Source organism: Embleya australiensis (assembly GCF_051903075.1).
Lineage (GTDB): Bacteria > Actinomycetota > Actinomycetes > Streptomycetales > Streptomycetaceae > Embleya.
This window is the reverse complement of sequence record NZ_CP182422.1, coordinates 2,693,696-2,708,445: the sequence shown is the minus strand read 5'-3', so window position 1 is coordinate 2,708,445 and position 14,750 is coordinate 2,693,696. Positions and strand designations below refer to the sequence as shown.

The window sequence follows — 14,750 nt, the reverse complement described above, 5'->3', positions numbered from 1 at the left end:
GTTGGGCGCGGCGCGCCAGCCGGCGACGGGGTCGTTGAAGGTGCCGTCGGGTTTGGCGATCCAGGTGTAGGTGCCGATGGAGTTGTCGCCGTGGTCGTAGATCATGGCGGTGTCGGTGCGTCCGTCGCCGTTGAAGTCTCCGGTGGTCCATTTCGCGCGGTCGTAGTCGAACCAGCCGAGGTGGGCGGTCCAGGCGTTGCGGGGCGGGTCGTAGCCGCCGGTGGGTCGGGCGATGAGGGTGTGGAAGGCGCTGGCGCCGGAGCCGACGTTGTAGACGGTGAGCATGTCGGCGCGTCCGTCGCCGTTGAAGTCGCCGGACAGGTCGGTGCGCAGGTGGGCGGTGCGGTCGTCGGGGTGGTGATCCGCCGCGGAGGTGGTCGTGGGGTTGAAGCGGACGTAGCCGCCCTGGAAGCTTTCACGGGTGTCGCCGTTGGCGACGGTGAACTCGTCGGAGGTGGGGTAGCCGAGCCAGCCCTGTTCCCAGTTCAGTTGACGGAAGCCTTGGACGCCGGTCTCGATCCCACTGGGGCAACCGCCGCCGCTACGCTCGGTCGAAGGCGTACGAACACGAACTTCAAACGGCTCATTGGCCCGTGCGACAGCTGCAAGGTTCTCGTCAAGCATTACGATATCGATTTCAGGATGGCACCGTAGATGGTCAGATTCTCGCCTGAAGTGGAGAGTGTCCTTCGACAAGCCGGCTGGGTTCCGGGTCGTCGAGTCGATCTCGATCCATGGAAGGCATCGATTCCGAATTTCGCTTGGCATGTGGCGGCAGAAGATTTCCTGCGAGAGTTCGGTGGAATTCGAGTGGAGCATGGCGGCCCTGGGGTTACGCGTGCGCGGGAACCATTCGAGTTCGACCCGGAACTTGCCGTCGGGGAAGAGGACAGGTTTGCCGAGCTCTCCGAATCGTACGGTCGCAAATTCTTTCCGCTGGGAGAAATTGGGCTAGGGGAGTTTTTTCTGGCGATCGACGAGGAAGGTATCGTATACCTCGTCGCGGCGGTGGCACTCAGGTATGGCCCCGGGGATTTGGCTCTGGAATTCCTGGTTACCGGGGTCGGGCCGGAAAGAATTTATCCACCAGTCCGGAGTGATTGACGATCGCAGGGGATGTTTGTGCCTGGGCCTGCTCCTGAGGGAAGGATTCTATTCCCGCTACGCGGCGGACTCTCGTGGGCTCGATCAGGGTGATTGACCGTTGTTGCCTGAGACTTGATTCGGCGACGATTTGCGCCCAGGGCTTGTCGAGTCGATGAGCCAGTCGATGTCGGGTCCGTGGCCTCGGTATGCTCCGCCGTCTCGGTGGGAATCGGTTACAGGCCTATGGGGTGGTTGAGCCCGGGGTTCCTTTGGGGAAGGGTTCTACTCCGACCACGCGGCGGACTTTGGTGGGTTCGATCAGGATGATTACTCGTTGTTCGCCGGGGACTCGCCATTCGTAGCGTTCGGTGCCCACGTAGGCGTGAGCAAGCTTGTCCATGTTCTGGTCCGCCTCGGGGCCCTGGATGAAGTCCGTGGCGTGGCCGCGGATTTGTACTCGGTCGTAGGGGTTCGCCGGGTCTGCCAGGGACAGGCAGATGCGTGGATCGCGGCGCAGGTTCTGTTCCTTGATGCGGCCGATCGCGGTGTTGATCAGGGGCAGGTCGCCGTCGAGGCCCAGCCACATCGGGCTGACGTGGGGGGATCCGTCCTTGTTGATCGTTGCCACGTACCAGATGTGTGGCGTTTCGATCATCCGGCGGGTGTCCGCGGGTAGTTCCACCATGAGGCACTTCCTGCCCGGGGTGGGTCTTCGATACTCAGCGGGGCGGGGTTCGGGTTGTTGATTCGGCCAGGTGGAGGATGCCCTCTCGGATGCGGGTCGGGCCCAGGTCCGGGAGTAGGGCCGTTACGTGTTCCGCGGACAGTGGGGCCAGTAGCGCGTGGGCCGAGTAGGTCGGATCCGGGGTTTTCGGGGGAAGCAGGATTGCCACGTGGCGGTGCCAGAAGCGGTATGCGCCGATCCGGTAGCGGGCGCCCGGGGTCGAGGTCTCCGACATGCGGATCAGGTCGAGGTGTTCCAGGAGGTAGTCCAGGTAGGCGTTGAGGAATGCCGGTAGGCGTTCCTCCGCCGGGGCGCCCGGGCCCAGTGGGGGTGGGCCGCTGAGGATGGCCTCTTGCAGAGCGCGTTCCCTTGCGTCCAGCAGGGCCGTGGCCAGGCCGGACTTGTCGCCGAAGCGGCGGAACAGGGTGCCCTTGCCGACGCCGGCCGCCGTGGCGATCTGGTCCATGGAGACGGCTGCGACGCCGTGTTCGGCGAAGAGGGTCGCGGCGGCTTCCAGGATGGCGGCGCGGTTGCGGGCCGCGTCGGCGCGTTCCTTGGGGGGTGGGGTGCGGAGCAGGTCCAGGCTCACCGGGATTGCAGAAGCGGACTGCGGTCCGTTAATGTCTCGAGGCACAAGCGGACTATAGTCCGATTCTCTGTGAGATGGAGGCATCGCCATGACCGCACTCATCACCCGGGACGAACTGCGCGCCGAGATCGCCGGCGGCGGCGTGACCGTCGTCGACGCGCTCGGTGGGGAGTACTGGGCCAAGCAGCACCTGCCGGGGGCCGTTGCCCTGGTTCGGGACGACGTGGACACGTTGGCGCCGACGCTGCTGCCGGACCGGGACGCCGCGATCGTCACCTACTGCTCGAACCCGGCCTGCCCGAACAGCGGCCAGGTGGCCGATCGGCTGACGCACCTCGGGTACACGAACGTGCGCAAGTACGCCGAGGGCATCGAGGACTGGGTCGGCGCCGGGCTGCCCACCGAGTCCGCCTGATCCTCCCCGGGATCGGGCGGGAAAAGGGGGAGGGCCGAGGCCCCGCCTCGGCCCTCCCCTCGTGTTCGAACCGGCTACCGCGGTGGATCCGTCAGGTCCGAGATACGGCTGCCGTCGAGCGGGACCTGGTACCAGACGTCGATGGTCGAGCCGTCGCCGAAGTGCTCGGTGACGATGACCGTCGCGTGGCCGGCGCCGCTGCCCTCGTAGCGGACGTCGCGGCTCTCGGGGGTGTTCTGGGCGCGGAAGACCGGGTCGGCCATGTTCTGCTCGGCCCAGGCGTCCAGGCGGGCGTTGAGTTCGGGAGTGAGGAATTCGTTGCGGACCTCGGTCGGGTCCATGTTGGGGTTGGTGCCGTTGATCGCGTCCAGGTACTGGTCGTAGAAGGCGGTCACCTTCTCCACGACGCCGATCTGGCGGGCCGCCTGATGGCTGCCGGGCGGCGATGCCTCCGCGGCGAGCGCCGGGGCTGCGAGGCCGCCGGTGAGCAGGAGTCCTGCGGTCACCGCGACGACGGCGGTACGGCCGATGCTGGTGGTCATGTCGACCTCCACGTGCTTGGGGATGTGCCCTTGCATCGGCTGAGACGTCCAACCGGTGGGACGGGTTGCAGGATTTTGCCCTGCTTTACCCTCCGGCAATTGATTCGTTTCCGTCGGCCCGCCCGGGCTCAGCCGCCGTCGGTGCTGCTCGCCAGGGTCTCCTCCGCGTCGTCCAGGACGGACTGCGGCAGGCGGGTGTACGAGAGCAATCGGCCGCCCGAATCGCGGATCCGGGTCGCCACCTCGCGGGCCCAGATGTTCTCCACGAACAGCACCACGACCAGCGAATCCGGCGGCATCACCTGCCCGATCTGCTCGGCGTCCTCGGCGCCGGCCAGGCCCAGCAGCTCGCGCGCGGCCAGCTCCGCCGCCATGTCGCGCAGCCCCTCGAACTCGCTGACCTCGTGGCTGGTCACCACCCCCGCGACGTCCTTGACCACGATCAGCGCGTCGATCAACCGGACATCGCCGCGCTCCTCGACCGACTCGAACGCGTCGAGTACGGCCGAGGTCAGCCGCTGACCCGGAAAACCCAACACGATCGCGTCGACGGGTCCCAACTCGGCCATGCTTCCTCGTCTCGGGGAGTAGGGGTGTGTGTCGCGAAACCCCGGGCACCCGATACGGAGCAGCCGACGCCCACGACCTGCGGCCACCGCAAGCCGGGGACCGGAGGCGAGAGTCGGCGGCCGACCGGCCGACCGGATACCGCAACCGGCCTTCCCGTTCCCGCTGGGCGCCCATTCATGTGTCCGCGCACACGCGCACGCGCCTGCCGGCGATGGAGGATTCGCGCGGGCCGCCTTCGGCGGCCCATGCTGCGCCGACCCGGTTCCTGTCGTGCTGTGACTCGTGCCTGCGGGACCCGTCCCTGTGCCGTCCCGACTCGGCTCCTGTCGTGCCGCGAGACGGGCCTTCGGGACCGGTCCTCTGTTGTCCCGACCTGGGTTTTGCCGTGCCGGGAACCCAGGCTGGGTCGGTGTTACTGCTCGTATGCGGTTACCGAGGCGTTTGGGTTGCCCTCGTCCGGGCGGAGCCATTGGGCGATGTATACGTTGCCCTTTGCTGCGACCGGGCGGGATGAGGTCGGGGAGGGGAGGGGGGCCTTCCAGGCGATCGTGCCTGTCTTCGTGTGCAGGGCCAGCAGCTGGGCCGCGTCGTCGCTTGACGCGTCCGGCTTGGTGGCGTCCATTGCTACGTAGACCTTGTCGCCCGCGACGACAGGGGCCTCCAGTGCGCCGTACGAGGGCATCGTGGCCGACCACCGCACCACGCCCGTACGCGCCTCCAACGCGTAGACCTTGCCCTTGTCCACCGACGTGGCCGGCGGTTTGGTGGGCGTCGGGCCGGCGGTCGTGGTCGCGCTCGGCGTCACGCCCGCCTGCGGCTTGGACGGGTGACACGCGACGTAGACCACGTCGCCCACCCGGGTGACCTCGCTCGCGTTCCGGGCCTCCATCTCGAACTTCCACGCCTGCGAGCCCGTCAGCGGGTCCACCGCCACCACACCCGACTTGGCCTCGTCGGTGGCCCCGTCGTAGACCAGGAAGACCTGGTCGCCGGCCACGATGAGCGAACGGGCCTGGCCACCGCCGACCGAGATGGGCCCCCACAACACCGCCCCACTGGCCGCGTCGAGTGCGTACCGCTGCCAGGTGTAAACGCCCCCGCTGGAACTGTCGGTCACCACCGTGATCACCCGGTCGCCGACGATCACCGGATCGCGCCCCCACGGCCGGCTCTTGAACGGGACCTCCCACTTCGGCTTGCCGGACCGATCGAAGGCGCGGACCGCCGAGGGGTTGTAGGACGCTTTGGGCTGGGCGGCGACGACCACCATGTCGTTCCCGAACGTCGGCGTCCCCGGCATGCCGGTATCCGCCGTCAGCCCCGCCCTCCACACCTCACGGTGCGTGACCGCGTCGATCGCGACGATCATCCCGGGTCCGCTGCTGTAGGAGTTCTCCTCGGCGACGCCCAGGTACAGCAGGCCCTAGTCCAGGGCGGCCGGCAGGTTCACCCAGCGGGCCTTGTACTCCAGGTTCCACCGCAGTTCGCCCTTGACCGGGTCGAAGGCGTGCACCGTGCACAGGGCCGGCTGGGACTGCTCCGGCACCGAGGCCGAGCGGTCCACCGTCCAGGTGACGACGAACAGGTGGTCCTTGGTCGCCAGCGGCGCGGACACCGAGTTGCCCGCGGTGGCCCTGCGCCAGACCTTCTGCCCGGATTCCGCGTCGATCGCGGTGACCTGGCCCTTGCCGCCGCCGGCGCCGTCGGCGACGTGGTACACCAGATCGCCCTGCACGCTCAGCGTCGAACCGCCGCCGGCGCCCGCCGGATACGACCACACCCGCCGGCCCGGATCCGCGTCGTCGCCCATCAACAACCAGCCCGCGCCGCCACCCACCGCGGTCACGGCCACCGCGCCGCCGCCGATCAGGAACGCACGGCGGGCCAACCCCCGCTTGCCGGGCGCCGGTTCGGGCACGCCGACGGTCGGCGGCAGGTCCGGTGGCGGCGGCGCGACGGCCCGATCGCCCGGCAGCTCGGACACCGCCACGGCGACCGTCGTCGGCGTACCCGCGTCCACGCCCATTCCCACCGCGCGCGTGGGAGGCTCGCCCGTCGGGGCGCCCGGCACCGGGCCCGGCACCCCCGGATCGCCCAGGTGCCGCCGCTCCAACTCGGCCGCCAGCGCCGCCGGCAACCACGAAGTGCCCATCGGTGGTTCGGAGTCGCCCATGCAGCGCGCCAGGATCTCGGCCGGCGTCGGTCGCGCCTCGGGTTCCTTGTCCAGGCAGTGCCGGATCAAGTCCCGCAGCCCGTCCGGTACTTCCGCCAGCGCGGGCGCGTCGCGCAACACCCGCATCATCATCTGCAGTTGCGCCACCGGAGGTTCCACGTGGAACGGACCCCGCCCGGTGGCCGCGAAGACCAGCACCGAACCCAGCGAGAACACGTCGCTCTCCGGCCCGAGCCGCCGCCCGCCCGCCTGTTCCGGCGACATGAACGACGGCGACCCGACCACCCGACCGGTCCCGGTCAGCCCCTGGCCGCCCTCGTCCGCCGCCCGGGATATGCCGAAGTCGATCACCCGCAGCCGATCCCGGCCGAGGATCACGTTGGACGGCTTGAGGTCACGATGGATCAGGCCCGCGCGGTGGATCGCCATCAGCGCCTCGGCCAACTGCGCGCCCAGGATGCGCAACGCGCCCTCGGGCAGCGGGCCGTACGTCTTGATCGCCTCGGACAACGAGAGCCCGGTCAGGTATTCGGTGGCCAACCACGGCGGTTGCGCGTCCGGATCGGCCTCGGCGATCGGCGCGGTCCAGGCGCTGTCCACCCGCCGCGCCAGGTCTATCTCGCGCCGGAACCGGTCCCGGAAGCCGTGGTCCATCGCGAACTCCGGACGTACGGTCTTGACCGCCACCCGGACGCCGCTCGGGGACGTGCCGAGGAAGACCTCGCCCATCCCGCCCTCACCCAACCGGCCGCGCAGCCGATACGGCCCCAGCCGCGTCGGATCCCCGTCGCGCAGTGCTTCCATGACTACCGTGTCCCCGTTCCGGTCGTGTCGGCCGGCCACTTTAGCCGACGGCCCCCAGCCGGATTCAGCCGATTCCCCCTCGGAAATATCGCTGCCAGGTCTGGGTCTGCCGGGTTTCCGGGTGATCCGGACCCAACACCCGGGCGAAGTCGGCGACCAGTGGGTCGTACAGGGCCAGTGCCTCTCCGCGGTGGCCGGCCAGGCCGCGGTTGACGGCGTGGCCCGCCCGGGCGACCAGCGACTCCAGGCAGTCGGCGCCCAGGATCCGGATCGAGTCGATCGCGAGCGCGCCGTACATCTCCGCCGCGCGCAGCGGAGCGCCGCACTCCCCGGTGAAGCGGGCCAGGTAGCTGCGCGCGGTCAGCGTGCTCTCCGCCTCGGCGCCCAGCGCGCGGGTCATGTCCGCGACCAACTGGGTGAACAACGTCGTCGCGCGAGGTGACTCGCCGCCCTCGCCGATGAACCGGGCGTGGCACAGCCGCATGTCGAGGGTGACCCAGTCGCCGGGGCCGAGCGCCTGTCCCGCCACCGGGATCAGCCCGGCCAACAACTGGGCGGCGCGCCGCGGATCGCCGTCGATCCCGACGAAGTGCGCGTATGCGCGGCGGACGTTGAGCGTGTCCCGATCGGTGCCGCCGAGCACCCTGGCGGCGACGTCGCCGAGTTGGTGGTAGAGCCGGACGGCCGCGGCGGGATCCTCACGCATCCCCCATTCCCAGACGGCGCCGACCTGTTCGTTGATCCGGGCACGGGAGGGATACGGCTCTTCGAGCGGACGAGGGGGCCGCACGATGCGGAAAGGCGAATCCATGCTCACCTCCGAAGATGTCGCATCCGAGTCTGCGACCTGCCCCCGGTCCACCGGTAGAGGTATGTGCCTGTGGGCCGTTCGGGTTCATTCGGCGGGCATATTCCGCTATTCGTACACCAGTTCGAGATATCGTGTTCGAACGAATCGGGTGCACGTTCGATGCGGTTCGCTTCGGAATACGCGGATAAAGATCTCAAATGGCGTCAGAAGCCGCACTGAGTACGCCCGTTCGAGGTCGGTTGGATGATCTGTCCGTTTATAGGCGCGTCGTTCGACGCGCCGGACCCGGCACTCGCATACAGTTCGGTCGAGTGGAGGATGACGAGATAACCCGGACGGGGCCGGGACGACCGGACGCGGAGGTGCCCATGGGCGCATTGCGCAAGGCCGGCTCGTGGCTCGGGATCGGTTCGGGGGACGTGGACGACGACCTTTACCGCACCGGCGCGGGTGCCTACGAGACCGGGACATACGACGCGGACGACGACGACACGGGGTCGCGCTGGGTCTACGACGACGAGCCCGAGGAGTCGCGTTCGCGCGCCTTGGAGGGCAGCGTGGTGCCGGCGTCCGAGGTGTTCGCCGCGCGCGCGGCCGCTTCGGAGGCGCCGGCGCAGCCGAGCACCCGGATCGCCGTCGTGCACCCGAAGAGCTACCACGAGGCAAGGGCGATAGGCGAGTACTTCCGGCAGGACATCCCGGTCGTGATCGACCTGACCGCGATGGACGAGTCCGACGCCAAGCGTGTCGTCGACTTCGCGTCGGGGTTGACCTTCGGCCGCCGCGGTGCGATCGAGCGGTTGGCGAAGCGGGTCTTCCTGCTGATGCCGGCCGACGCGCGGCTGCTCACGGGCGACCCGACGCAGCAGAACCAGGACGGGTTCTTCAACCAGGCGTAACCGGCGTGGTCGGAAGCGATCCCGGGGGCCGGTGGTACGGGAATCCCGCCGGCGGCATGGACCCGAGGCCCGCGCGTGCGGTCGGACGCGCGTCGCGGGCGCGCGAGTACAAGGGCACGCGAGCACGCGAGGACCCGAGCCCCGGCGGCTCGGGTCCTTCGTCGATCGGGGTCAGGGGTCCAGTCGGGCCAGGTCGGCGGGCGTGTCGATGTCGAACGGGTCGGCGATGTCGGCGCACTCGATCAGCCGAACCCGATCCCGCTGCTCGGCGAGCAGCGCCCGGGCACCGGCGTCTCCTTCGGCCCCGGCCGCCAACTCGGCCCACCAGGCGCGCCCGAACAGGACGGGATGGCCGCGCCGACCCGCGTAGGCCGCCGCGATCAGGTCCTCCGGCGCGGCGTGCGCGGCGATCAACCGGGCCACCGCCGCCGCGCCCACGCCGGGCATGTCCACGAGGGTGACCACGACGGCGTCGGCGTCGGCGGGCAGCGCGGCGACGCCGGCGGCGAGCGAGGAGCCCATCCCGCTCGCCCAGTCGTCGTTGCGCACCACGACACAGCCGGTCAACTCGGCCTCGGCGAGCACCGCGTCGGCCTCCGCGCCGAGTACCACCACGATCCGGTCGCACCCGCCGCGGCGCGACTCGGCGACCGCGAACTCCACCAGCGGGCGCCCCCGATGCACCAGGCGGGCCTTGGCCCGCCCCCCGAGCCGCCGCCCACCCCCGGCGGCCAACACCAATCCGACCACATCACCCACGAGGCACCCCTTTCTTCATCGACCGGGCCGGTCCGGCCGGGCCGGCGCAGGCCGAACCGGAACCCACCACTCACCCCGCCGCCGACACCCCCGAAGGCAGCGCGAGTTCGGCCATCGCGCCGCCCGCCTCCGGATTGCTCAGTGTCAGGGACGCACCCAACACCGCCGCCTGGCCCATCGCGATGGTCAGGCCCAGACCGTGCCCGCCGGCCGCCCGGTCGTCGGTGCCCTTCCGGAAGCGGCTGGGTCCCTCCCGCAGCAGCGTCGCCGGAAAACCCGGCCCCGCGTCCACGACCCGGATCCGCGGCCCGTCCACCTCCACCACCACCGGCGCGAGCCCGTGCTTGGTCGCGTTGGTCAGCAGGTTGGCCAGGATCCGCTCCAGCCGCCTCGGGTCGGTGACCACCACCTCGTCCCCGATCACCCGCAACTCGGCGGCGGGCGCGAGCGCGGCCACCCGCCGGGCGGCGAACGCGCCCAGGGGTACCTCGGTCAGGTCGGCCCGCTGGGTCGCGGTGTCCAGCCGGGCCACCTCCAGCACGTCCTCCACCAGCGAACGCAGCGCCCGGACCCGGTCGCGGACCAGCTCGCCCGGCCGATCCGCCGGCAACAGATCGGCGGCGGCGCTCAGTCCGGTCAGCGGTGTGCGCAACTCGTGCGCGATGTCGGCGGTGACCCGGCGCTCCGCGTCGAGCCGCGCCTGCAACGCGTCGGCCATCGCGTCCACCGCCGTGGCCAACTCCGCCGCCTCGTCCCGACCGCTGCCGCCGATCGCCGCCCGTACCCGGATCGACCGCTCGCCCGCGGTGACCCGCCGAGCCGCGTCGGCGGCCCGCCGCAGCCGGCGCGACAGCCGCGCCCCGATCAGCACGCCCACCCCGGCCCCGCACACCACCACGCCGGCCGCGCCGATGATCAGCACCCGGTCGAGCGAGGCCAGGTCGCTGGTCCGGTCCCGATAGCTGGAGCGCAGCGACAGGATGTGCCCGTCCACCCCGACCGCCGCCCAGATCCGACCCTCGGACAACTCGGTGGCCCGGTCGCCGTCGCGCACCGCCTGGCGCAGCGCCGCCGGTACCCGCGGGTCGTCCAACCGGCTGCCGAAGGTCGGCTGTCCGGTCCGGACGAACTCGCGCAGGGCCAGGTCGATCCGGTCGATCTGGAGTTTGCGCGCCTCGTCCGCCTGCTTGTAGGCGAAGGCGAAGTGCACGGTCAGACTCAGCGCGACGGCGACCGCCACGCTGACCACCGTGACCACCGCCGAGATCCGCCAGCGCAGACTCACCCGACGGGTCCGGGACGCAGCTTGTAGCCGAAGCCGCGAACCGTCTCGATCCGACCCGGGCCCACCTTGTTGCGCAGCCGCTGGACGTGCACGTCCACGACTCGGGTGTCACCGCCCCAGGCGTACTCCCAGACCCCTTCGAGCAGGGTGTCCCGACTGAGTACCGTGCCGGGCGATTCGGCGAAGCGCAGCAGCAGCTTCATCTCGGTCGGGGTCAGCGCGAGCAACTCGCCGGACCGGCGCACCTGCACACCGTCCGGGTCGATCTCCAGGTCGCCGAAGCGCAGCGGCCCGGGCTCCTCGCCCGGACCGGCGGTGCGCTGCGCGCGGCGCAGCAGCGCCCGGATCCGGGCGAGCAGCACCACGGTGTCGAACGGCTTGGTCACGTAGTCGTCGGCGCCCGCCTCCAGACCGACCACGATGTCGATCGGGTCGTCGCGCGCGGACACCATGATCACCGGGATCAGGCTCTCCGCCCGAATCCGCCGGCACAGGCTGATCCCGTTCATCAGCGGCAACATCACGTCGAGCAGCGCCACGTCCGGCCGCTCGGCGCGAAACGCGGCGAGCCCGGCCTCGCCGTCGGCGGCGGTGCTCACCCGGAACCCGTCCCGTTCCAGGTTGAGTTGTGTCGCCTCGCGGATGACCTCGTCGTCCTCCACGACGAGCACGTGCGGTTTGCTCACGACACACCCTTTCCGACCTCGTTCTCGACGAACTGCGCACCATCCCACCGCAATCCGACCCCGTGCTCGCCGAAGGGGCAGATCGCCGGCTCGTTGGCCCGGTACGCCGGCAGTTGGAGGACCAACATCTGCTTTGCGACCTCGATCCGACTCCCCGGCTCCTCCGAGGCGAACACCCGCTCGGTGTGCCCGTCCTCGAAGAGCCGGTACACGTACGCGGCGACGTCCCGGCGCATCGTGCAGGTCTCGGGGCCGCAGTGGAACACCGAAACCACCGCGATGGGCAGGGGCGTCCCGGGCACTCCCGGCGCGTTCAGATACTGCGCGTTCACCGGGTAGGACGTGCCGCAGGACGGAGTGAGCACCGCCTTGATCTTGACGCCGATCCCCGCGTCCTCCCGCAGCACCCGGACCGGATCGATGCTCAGGCCCGCCCCGGAGGGCGGCGGTGCGAGCGGGATCCCGACCGGTTCCGGCTTGCCCGCGACGCGCACACCGGAGTCCACCGCGCACCCCGTGATCAGGGCAAACAGCAACAGAATCAGCGGAAAGCCACGTTTCACCGACATCCGACCGATCCTACCCGTCGAGGGTTGTTACATGATCTACGGACGACCGACGGCCGGCCGCAACGACGACGCGATCAACCGGATGGGCGCCGCCGCATACCGTCCCTGACATGACCTTCGCCAACGATCCCGGCACTCCGGGTGCTCCGGGCACTCCGGACAACCACGACGCCTTCGGCCCGCTCGGACTCCTCGACACCCCCGAGAGCCGGCGCAACCGCACCCTGCGGCGGAGTGCGTTCCTGGCCGTGCCGCTGCTCGTCGCGATGGTCGTGACCACCTTCGTGGCCACCGAGGCGGACCCGCTGACCCAGAAGTCGCCGCAGGCCGCCGAGGTCGCGCCGCCGACCGCGCAGATCGCCGCCAAGCCGATTCCCGCGCACGAGTCGGTCCCCGCGCACGAGTCGGTGCCGACCAAGCCGCTGTACCGGGTCCCGACACAGGACAGGGTCGCCTTCCTGACCATCGACGACGGCGCGTACAAGGACCCGGAGATGATCCGGCTGCTGCGCGAGGCGGGCATCAAACCGACGTTGTTCCTGACCGACGAGTATGTGAAGCAGGACCCGGGTTTCTTCCGGAGACTGCGCGACGAGACGGGCGGCGTGATCGAGAACCACACCCTCGACCACCCCGACCTGAAGGGCAAGCCGTACGACGTGCAGAAGAACCAGATCTGCGCGACGTCCGACGACTACGCCCGCGAATTCGGCCGCCGGCCCACGCTGTTGCGTCCGCCGTACGGAAACCACGACGAGAACACCATGCGGGCGGCGGGGGATTGCGGCATCGGGCGGGTCGTGCACTGGAGTGCGGAAATCCGCAACGGCGACATGCGATTCGCCGTCGGCGACGAACTCCGTCCGGGCGACATCGTGTTGATGCACTTCCGCAAGGAATTCCGGGCCGACATCCGGTCGTTCGTCGACGAGACGCGCGCGGCGGGGCTGACTCCGGCGCTACTGGAGGACTATCCGGTGCGGTAGTCGGTCGAGTGCCGGCGCGGCCGGCCGGCTCGGGGCGTCGAGCCGAGTTGCCGGGCGTTGATCCGAGCCGGGGTGCCGGGATCGGCACATGCGAGAAGGACCCGCCGGAAACCGGTGGGTCCTTCTCGATGTTGCCGCTGTGCGCCGCCAGGGACTCGAACCCCGGACCCGCTGATTAAGAGTCAGCTGCTCTAACCAACTGAGCTAGCGGCGCTTGCTGCGAGAGAAATACTACCCGATGCTCGGGGTCGCTCTCACCCGGGTTTGGCTCGCCCGCGGTCTCACCATCGGTGACGATCACGTTACGAGGACGGGTTCGCCCCGTGTCCTCCCTGGGCCGGTGCGGCCGGGTACCGTGCTGCTTGTACGTCGGCTGCTTGTACGTCGTCACGACCGGCGCAGTCGGGTGGTCGTGTTCGCGGGGGAGACGCCATGTCGGATGCCGGGGCGGTGCGGGCGTTCCGGACGGCCACGCATCGGGAGGGCGAGGTGGAGCCTCGACTCGTCGCGATGCGGGACTTCCTGGCCAACGCCTCCGACGCCGAGGTGGTCCGCAATCGGGGACTGATCGAGAGCCAGATCCAGGCCGTGGCCACCCAGCAGCCGGAGACCGCCGCGCGCATGCTCGCCGACGTGCTCGGGCGCGACCCCCGGGGCCACTACGCCCGCGCGGTCGACGCGGTGCTGCGCTGGTGGGTGGTCCAGCCCGGCAGCGACTTCGCGGAGACCTGGACCACGCTGGAGAAGGCGCTGGAGGCCGGACCGCGCCCGCTGGAGCGCGCGCTGCTCGACGTGCTCGGCGGCCTGGACCCGCGCGCGCCCGTCCGGCGCTGGCGGGTCGCCGCCACCACCCGGGTCCTGGACTGCCTGGAGGAGCGCTTCGAGCAGCCGGCCCGGCACCCCGACCACGACCTGTGGCGGCTGCTGCCGGTGGTCGCGCCGCCCGGTGCGCCGGGGACGCGGGCCGAATGGGTGTGCGTGATCGGTGACCGGGCCGCGGCGCGCGGGGCCGAGGCCGCGGCGCGCACCTGCTACCGGCTCGCCTTCGAGCAGGGCTGCTCCGCCGCCGCGCCCCGCCTGGCCCATCGGCTCGCCGTCGAGGGGCATCGGGAGCTGACCGGCGGCGACCCGGAACGGGCGGTCCGGTATCTCTACGAGGCCGCGATGCTCGATCCGGACCACGCCGAGTATCGCGAGCTGCACCGGGCCGCGGTCGCGGCGCGGGACGGCGGGGCGGCGGCCGGGGTGCGGCCCGGGACGGCGGCGGCCCTGGTGGTCGCGGCGGCGGAGCTGTTGGAGCGCGGCGACGACGCGGGCGCGGTGCGGCTGCTGCGGCGGGGGCTGCCGGGCGCGGGCGGGGCGTCGGGGCCCGGTGGGACTTCGGGCGGCGACGCGACGGGCGGTGCCGGCCCCGACGACGCCGGGCGCGAGCCGCACGTCGTCGACGAGCCCTACGCCGACACCTGGCCCGCGCGGCTGCTGCTCGGCACGCTGGAGGGCGACGACTCGATGGTGTGCGGCGCCGCGCGCGACCTGCTCCGGCGCTACGGCGCGGGCTGGGTCCGCCGTACGCCGCTGGGCCCGGGCCTGGTGCTGCACCGGGTCACCCGCGCCGACCCGGAACTGGCCGCGGCGCTGCTCGAGGCGTCCCCGGCGGAACTGCGCGAGGGACGACTCGGCCGGGCGATCGCGACGACCGCCGCGTACCGAATACTGGCCTTGGGCGTACGGGACCTGGGCGCGGGACGGCCCGAGGCGGCCCGGGCCCGGGCGGACCTGGCCGAGCGGCTGCTCGCCGGCGACGAGGCGTGATCCGACCGGGTGCGATCGAAACGGCGAGGCGGGGGAGAAG

17 protein-coding genes and 1 tRNA gene are annotated in these 14,750 nt (G+C 70.8%); 6 read left to right on the top strand and 12 right to left on the bottom strand.

Annotated features, from left to right (window positions below; translation table 11 throughout):
- The first annotated feature begins 90 nt into the window (after positions 1-90).
- Both ACMXN5_RS11415 and ACMXN5_RS11410 read left to right on the top strand, forming a co-directional pair.
- The gene (locus ACMXN5_RS11415; protein WP_439675169.1) at positions 91-654 is read left to right on the top strand and encodes a hypothetical protein; all 564 of its coding nucleotides are present in this window, start codon (positions 91-93) and stop codon (positions 652-654) included.
- The gene (locus ACMXN5_RS11410; RefSeq protein WP_439675168.1) at positions 655-1,104 is read left to right on the top strand and encodes an SUKH-3 domain-containing protein; all 450 of its coding nucleotides are present in this window, start codon (positions 655-657) and stop codon (positions 1,102-1,104) included.
- A gap of 223 nt (positions 1,105-1,327) precedes the next feature.
- On the opposite strand, the gene ACMXN5_RS11405 is transcribed toward ACMXN5_RS11410, so the two are convergent.
- A complete protein-coding gene (locus tag ACMXN5_RS11405) occupies positions 1,328-1,771 on the bottom strand; it encodes a PPOX class F420-dependent oxidoreductase (protein ID WP_439675167.1) in 444 nt (147 codons plus the stop codon).
- Positions 1,772-1,805: 34 nt separating this feature from the next.
- Positions 1,806-2,444 carry a TetR/AcrR family transcriptional regulator gene (locus tag ACMXN5_RS11400; protein WP_439675166.1) on the bottom strand — a complete coding sequence of 213 codons (639 nt, stop codon included), beginning with the start codon at positions 2,442-2,444 and terminating at the stop codon, positions 1,806-1,808.
- 43 nt (positions 2,445-2,487) lie between these two features.
- Here ACMXN5_RS11400 and ACMXN5_RS11395 point away from each other — a divergent pair, with 43 nt between their 5' ends.
- Entirely contained in the window at positions 2,488-2,814 is a 327-nt protein-coding gene (locus ACMXN5_RS11395) for a rhodanese-like domain-containing protein (protein WP_439675165.1), read from the top strand.
- A 74-nt stretch (positions 2,815-2,888) separates the two neighbouring features.
- Here the strand turns inward: ACMXN5_RS11395 and ACMXN5_RS11390 are convergent, their stop codons facing one another.
- The 5 genes from ACMXN5_RS11390 to ACMXN5_RS11370 all read right to left on the bottom strand — a co-directional run bounded on the left by ACMXN5_RS11390 (position 2,889) and on the right by ACMXN5_RS11370 (position 7,714).
- Positions 2,889-3,356, bottom strand: a complete 468-nt coding sequence (locus ACMXN5_RS11390; RefSeq protein ID WP_439675164.1) for a hypothetical protein — start codon at positions 3,354-3,356, stop codon at positions 2,889-2,891.
- Between the two features lie 128 nt (positions 3,357-3,484).
- Positions 3,485-3,925 carry a DUF6325 family protein gene (locus ACMXN5_RS11385; protein ID WP_439675163.1) on the bottom strand — a complete coding sequence of 147 codons (441 nt, stop codon included), beginning with the start codon at positions 3,923-3,925 and terminating at the stop codon, positions 3,485-3,487.
- Between the two features lie 413 nt (positions 3,926-4,338).
- Positions 4,339-5,337, bottom strand: coding sequence for a PQQ-binding-like beta-propeller repeat protein (locus tag ACMXN5_RS11380; RefSeq protein WP_439677988.1), 999 nt, complete (start codon positions 5,335-5,337; stop codon positions 4,339-4,341).
- 12 nt (positions 5,338-5,349) lie between these two features.
- Positions 5,350-6,903 (bottom strand): protein kinase domain-containing protein, encoded by a 1,554-nt coding sequence (locus tag ACMXN5_RS11375; protein WP_439675162.1) that lies wholly within the window; start codon positions 6,901-6,903, stop codon positions 5,350-5,352.
- A 64-nt stretch (positions 6,904-6,967) separates the two neighbouring features.
- Positions 6,968-7,714, bottom strand: coding sequence for a hypothetical protein (locus tag ACMXN5_RS11370; RefSeq protein ID WP_439675161.1), 747 nt, complete (start codon positions 7,712-7,714; stop codon positions 6,968-6,970).
- Between the two features lie 368 nt (positions 7,715-8,082).
- Here ACMXN5_RS11370 and ACMXN5_RS11365 point away from each other — a divergent pair, with 368 nt between their 5' ends.
- On the top strand, positions 8,083-8,613 hold the full coding sequence (locus tag ACMXN5_RS11365) for a cell division protein SepF (RefSeq protein ID WP_380002769.1): 531 nt from the start codon (positions 8,083-8,085) through the stop codon (positions 8,611-8,613).
- Between the two features lie 171 nt (positions 8,614-8,784).
- Here the strand turns inward: ACMXN5_RS11365 and ACMXN5_RS11360 are convergent, their stop codons facing one another.
- The 4 genes from ACMXN5_RS11360 to ACMXN5_RS11345 all read right to left on the bottom strand — a co-directional run bounded on the left by ACMXN5_RS11360 (position 8,785) and on the right by ACMXN5_RS11345 (position 11,912).
- Positions 8,785-9,372, bottom strand: coding sequence for a nucleotidyltransferase family protein (locus ACMXN5_RS11360; RefSeq protein ID WP_439675160.1), 588 nt, complete (start codon positions 9,370-9,372; stop codon positions 8,785-8,787).
- Positions 9,373-9,442: 70 nt separating this feature from the next.
- The gene (locus ACMXN5_RS11355; RefSeq protein ID WP_439675159.1) at positions 9,443-10,657 is read right to left on the bottom strand and encodes a sensor histidine kinase; all 1,215 of its coding nucleotides are present in this window, start codon (positions 10,655-10,657) and stop codon (positions 9,443-9,445) included.
- The gene (gene cseB, locus ACMXN5_RS11350; protein ID WP_078977097.1) at positions 10,654-11,343 is read right to left on the bottom strand and encodes a two-component system response regulator CseB; all 690 of its coding nucleotides are present in this window, start codon (positions 11,341-11,343) and stop codon (positions 10,654-10,656) included. Before cseB ends, ACMXN5_RS11355 begins: the two co-directional genes overlap by 4 nt.
- Positions 11,340-11,912, bottom strand: a complete 573-nt coding sequence (locus ACMXN5_RS11345; protein ID WP_439675158.1) for a hypothetical protein — start codon at positions 11,910-11,912, stop codon at positions 11,340-11,342. Before ACMXN5_RS11345 ends, cseB begins: the two co-directional genes overlap by 4 nt.
- 110 nt (positions 11,913-12,022) lie before the next feature.
- Here ACMXN5_RS11345 and ACMXN5_RS11340 point away from each other — a divergent pair, with 110 nt between their 5' ends.
- A complete protein-coding gene (locus tag ACMXN5_RS11340) occupies positions 12,023-12,898 on the top strand; it encodes a polysaccharide deacetylase family protein (protein ID WP_439675157.1) in 876 nt (291 codons plus the stop codon).
- A 140-nt stretch (positions 12,899-13,038) separates the two neighbouring features.
- Here the strand turns inward: ACMXN5_RS11340 and ACMXN5_RS11335 are convergent.
- Positions 13,039-13,112, bottom strand: a tRNA-Lys gene (locus tag ACMXN5_RS11335).
- A gap of 218 nt (positions 13,113-13,330) precedes the next feature.
- On the opposite strand from ACMXN5_RS11335, the gene ACMXN5_RS11330 reads away from it, so the two are divergent.
- On the top strand, positions 13,331-14,710 hold the full coding sequence (locus ACMXN5_RS11330) for a hypothetical protein (RefSeq protein ID WP_439675156.1): 1,380 nt from the start codon (positions 13,331-13,333) through the stop codon (positions 14,708-14,710).
- The last annotated feature ends 40 nt before the right edge of the window (positions 14,711-14,750 follow it).

Excerpts from the sequence above, each read along its gene's own strand:
- ACMXN5_RS11410 (WP_439675168.1), top strand. The coding sequence starts at position 655 with ATGGTCAGATTCTCGCCTGAAGTGGAGAGTGTCCTTCGACAAGCCGGC.
- ACMXN5_RS11405 (WP_439675167.1), bottom strand. The coding sequence starts at position 1,771 with ATGGTGGAACTACCCGCGGACACCCGCCGGATGATCGAAACGCCACAC.
- ACMXN5_RS11395 (WP_439675165.1), top strand. The coding sequence starts at position 2,488 with ATGACCGCACTCATCACCCGGGACGAACTGCGCGCCGAGATCGCCGGC.
- ACMXN5_RS11390 (WP_439675164.1), bottom strand. The coding sequence starts at position 3,356 with ATGACCACCAGCATCGGCCGTACCGCCGTCGTCGCGGTGACCGCAGGA.
- ACMXN5_RS11385 (WP_439675163.1), bottom strand. The coding sequence starts at position 3,925 with ATGGCCGAGTTGGGACCCGTCGACGCGATCGTGTTGGGTTTTCCGGGT.
- ACMXN5_RS11375 (WP_439675162.1), bottom strand. The coding sequence starts at position 6,903 with ATGGAAGCACTGCGCGACGGGGATCCGACGCGGCTGGGGCCGTATCGG.
- ACMXN5_RS11370 (WP_439675161.1), bottom strand. The coding sequence starts at position 7,714 with ATGGATTCGCCTTTCCGCATCGTGCGGCCCCCTCGTCCGCTCGAAGAG.
- ACMXN5_RS11365 (WP_380002769.1), top strand. The coding sequence starts at position 8,083 with ATGGGCGCATTGCGCAAGGCCGGCTCGTGGCTCGGGATCGGTTCGGGG.
- ACMXN5_RS11345 (WP_439675158.1), bottom strand. The coding sequence starts at position 11,912 with ATGTCGGTGAAACGTGGCTTTCCGCTGATTCTGTTGCTGTTTGCCCTG.
- ACMXN5_RS11340 (WP_439675157.1), top strand. The coding sequence starts at position 12,023 with ATGACCTTCGCCAACGATCCCGGCACTCCGGGTGCTCCGGGCACTCCG.
- ACMXN5_RS11330 (WP_439675156.1), top strand. The coding sequence starts at position 13,331 with ATGTCGGATGCCGGGGCGGTGCGGGCGTTCCGGACGGCCACGCATCGG.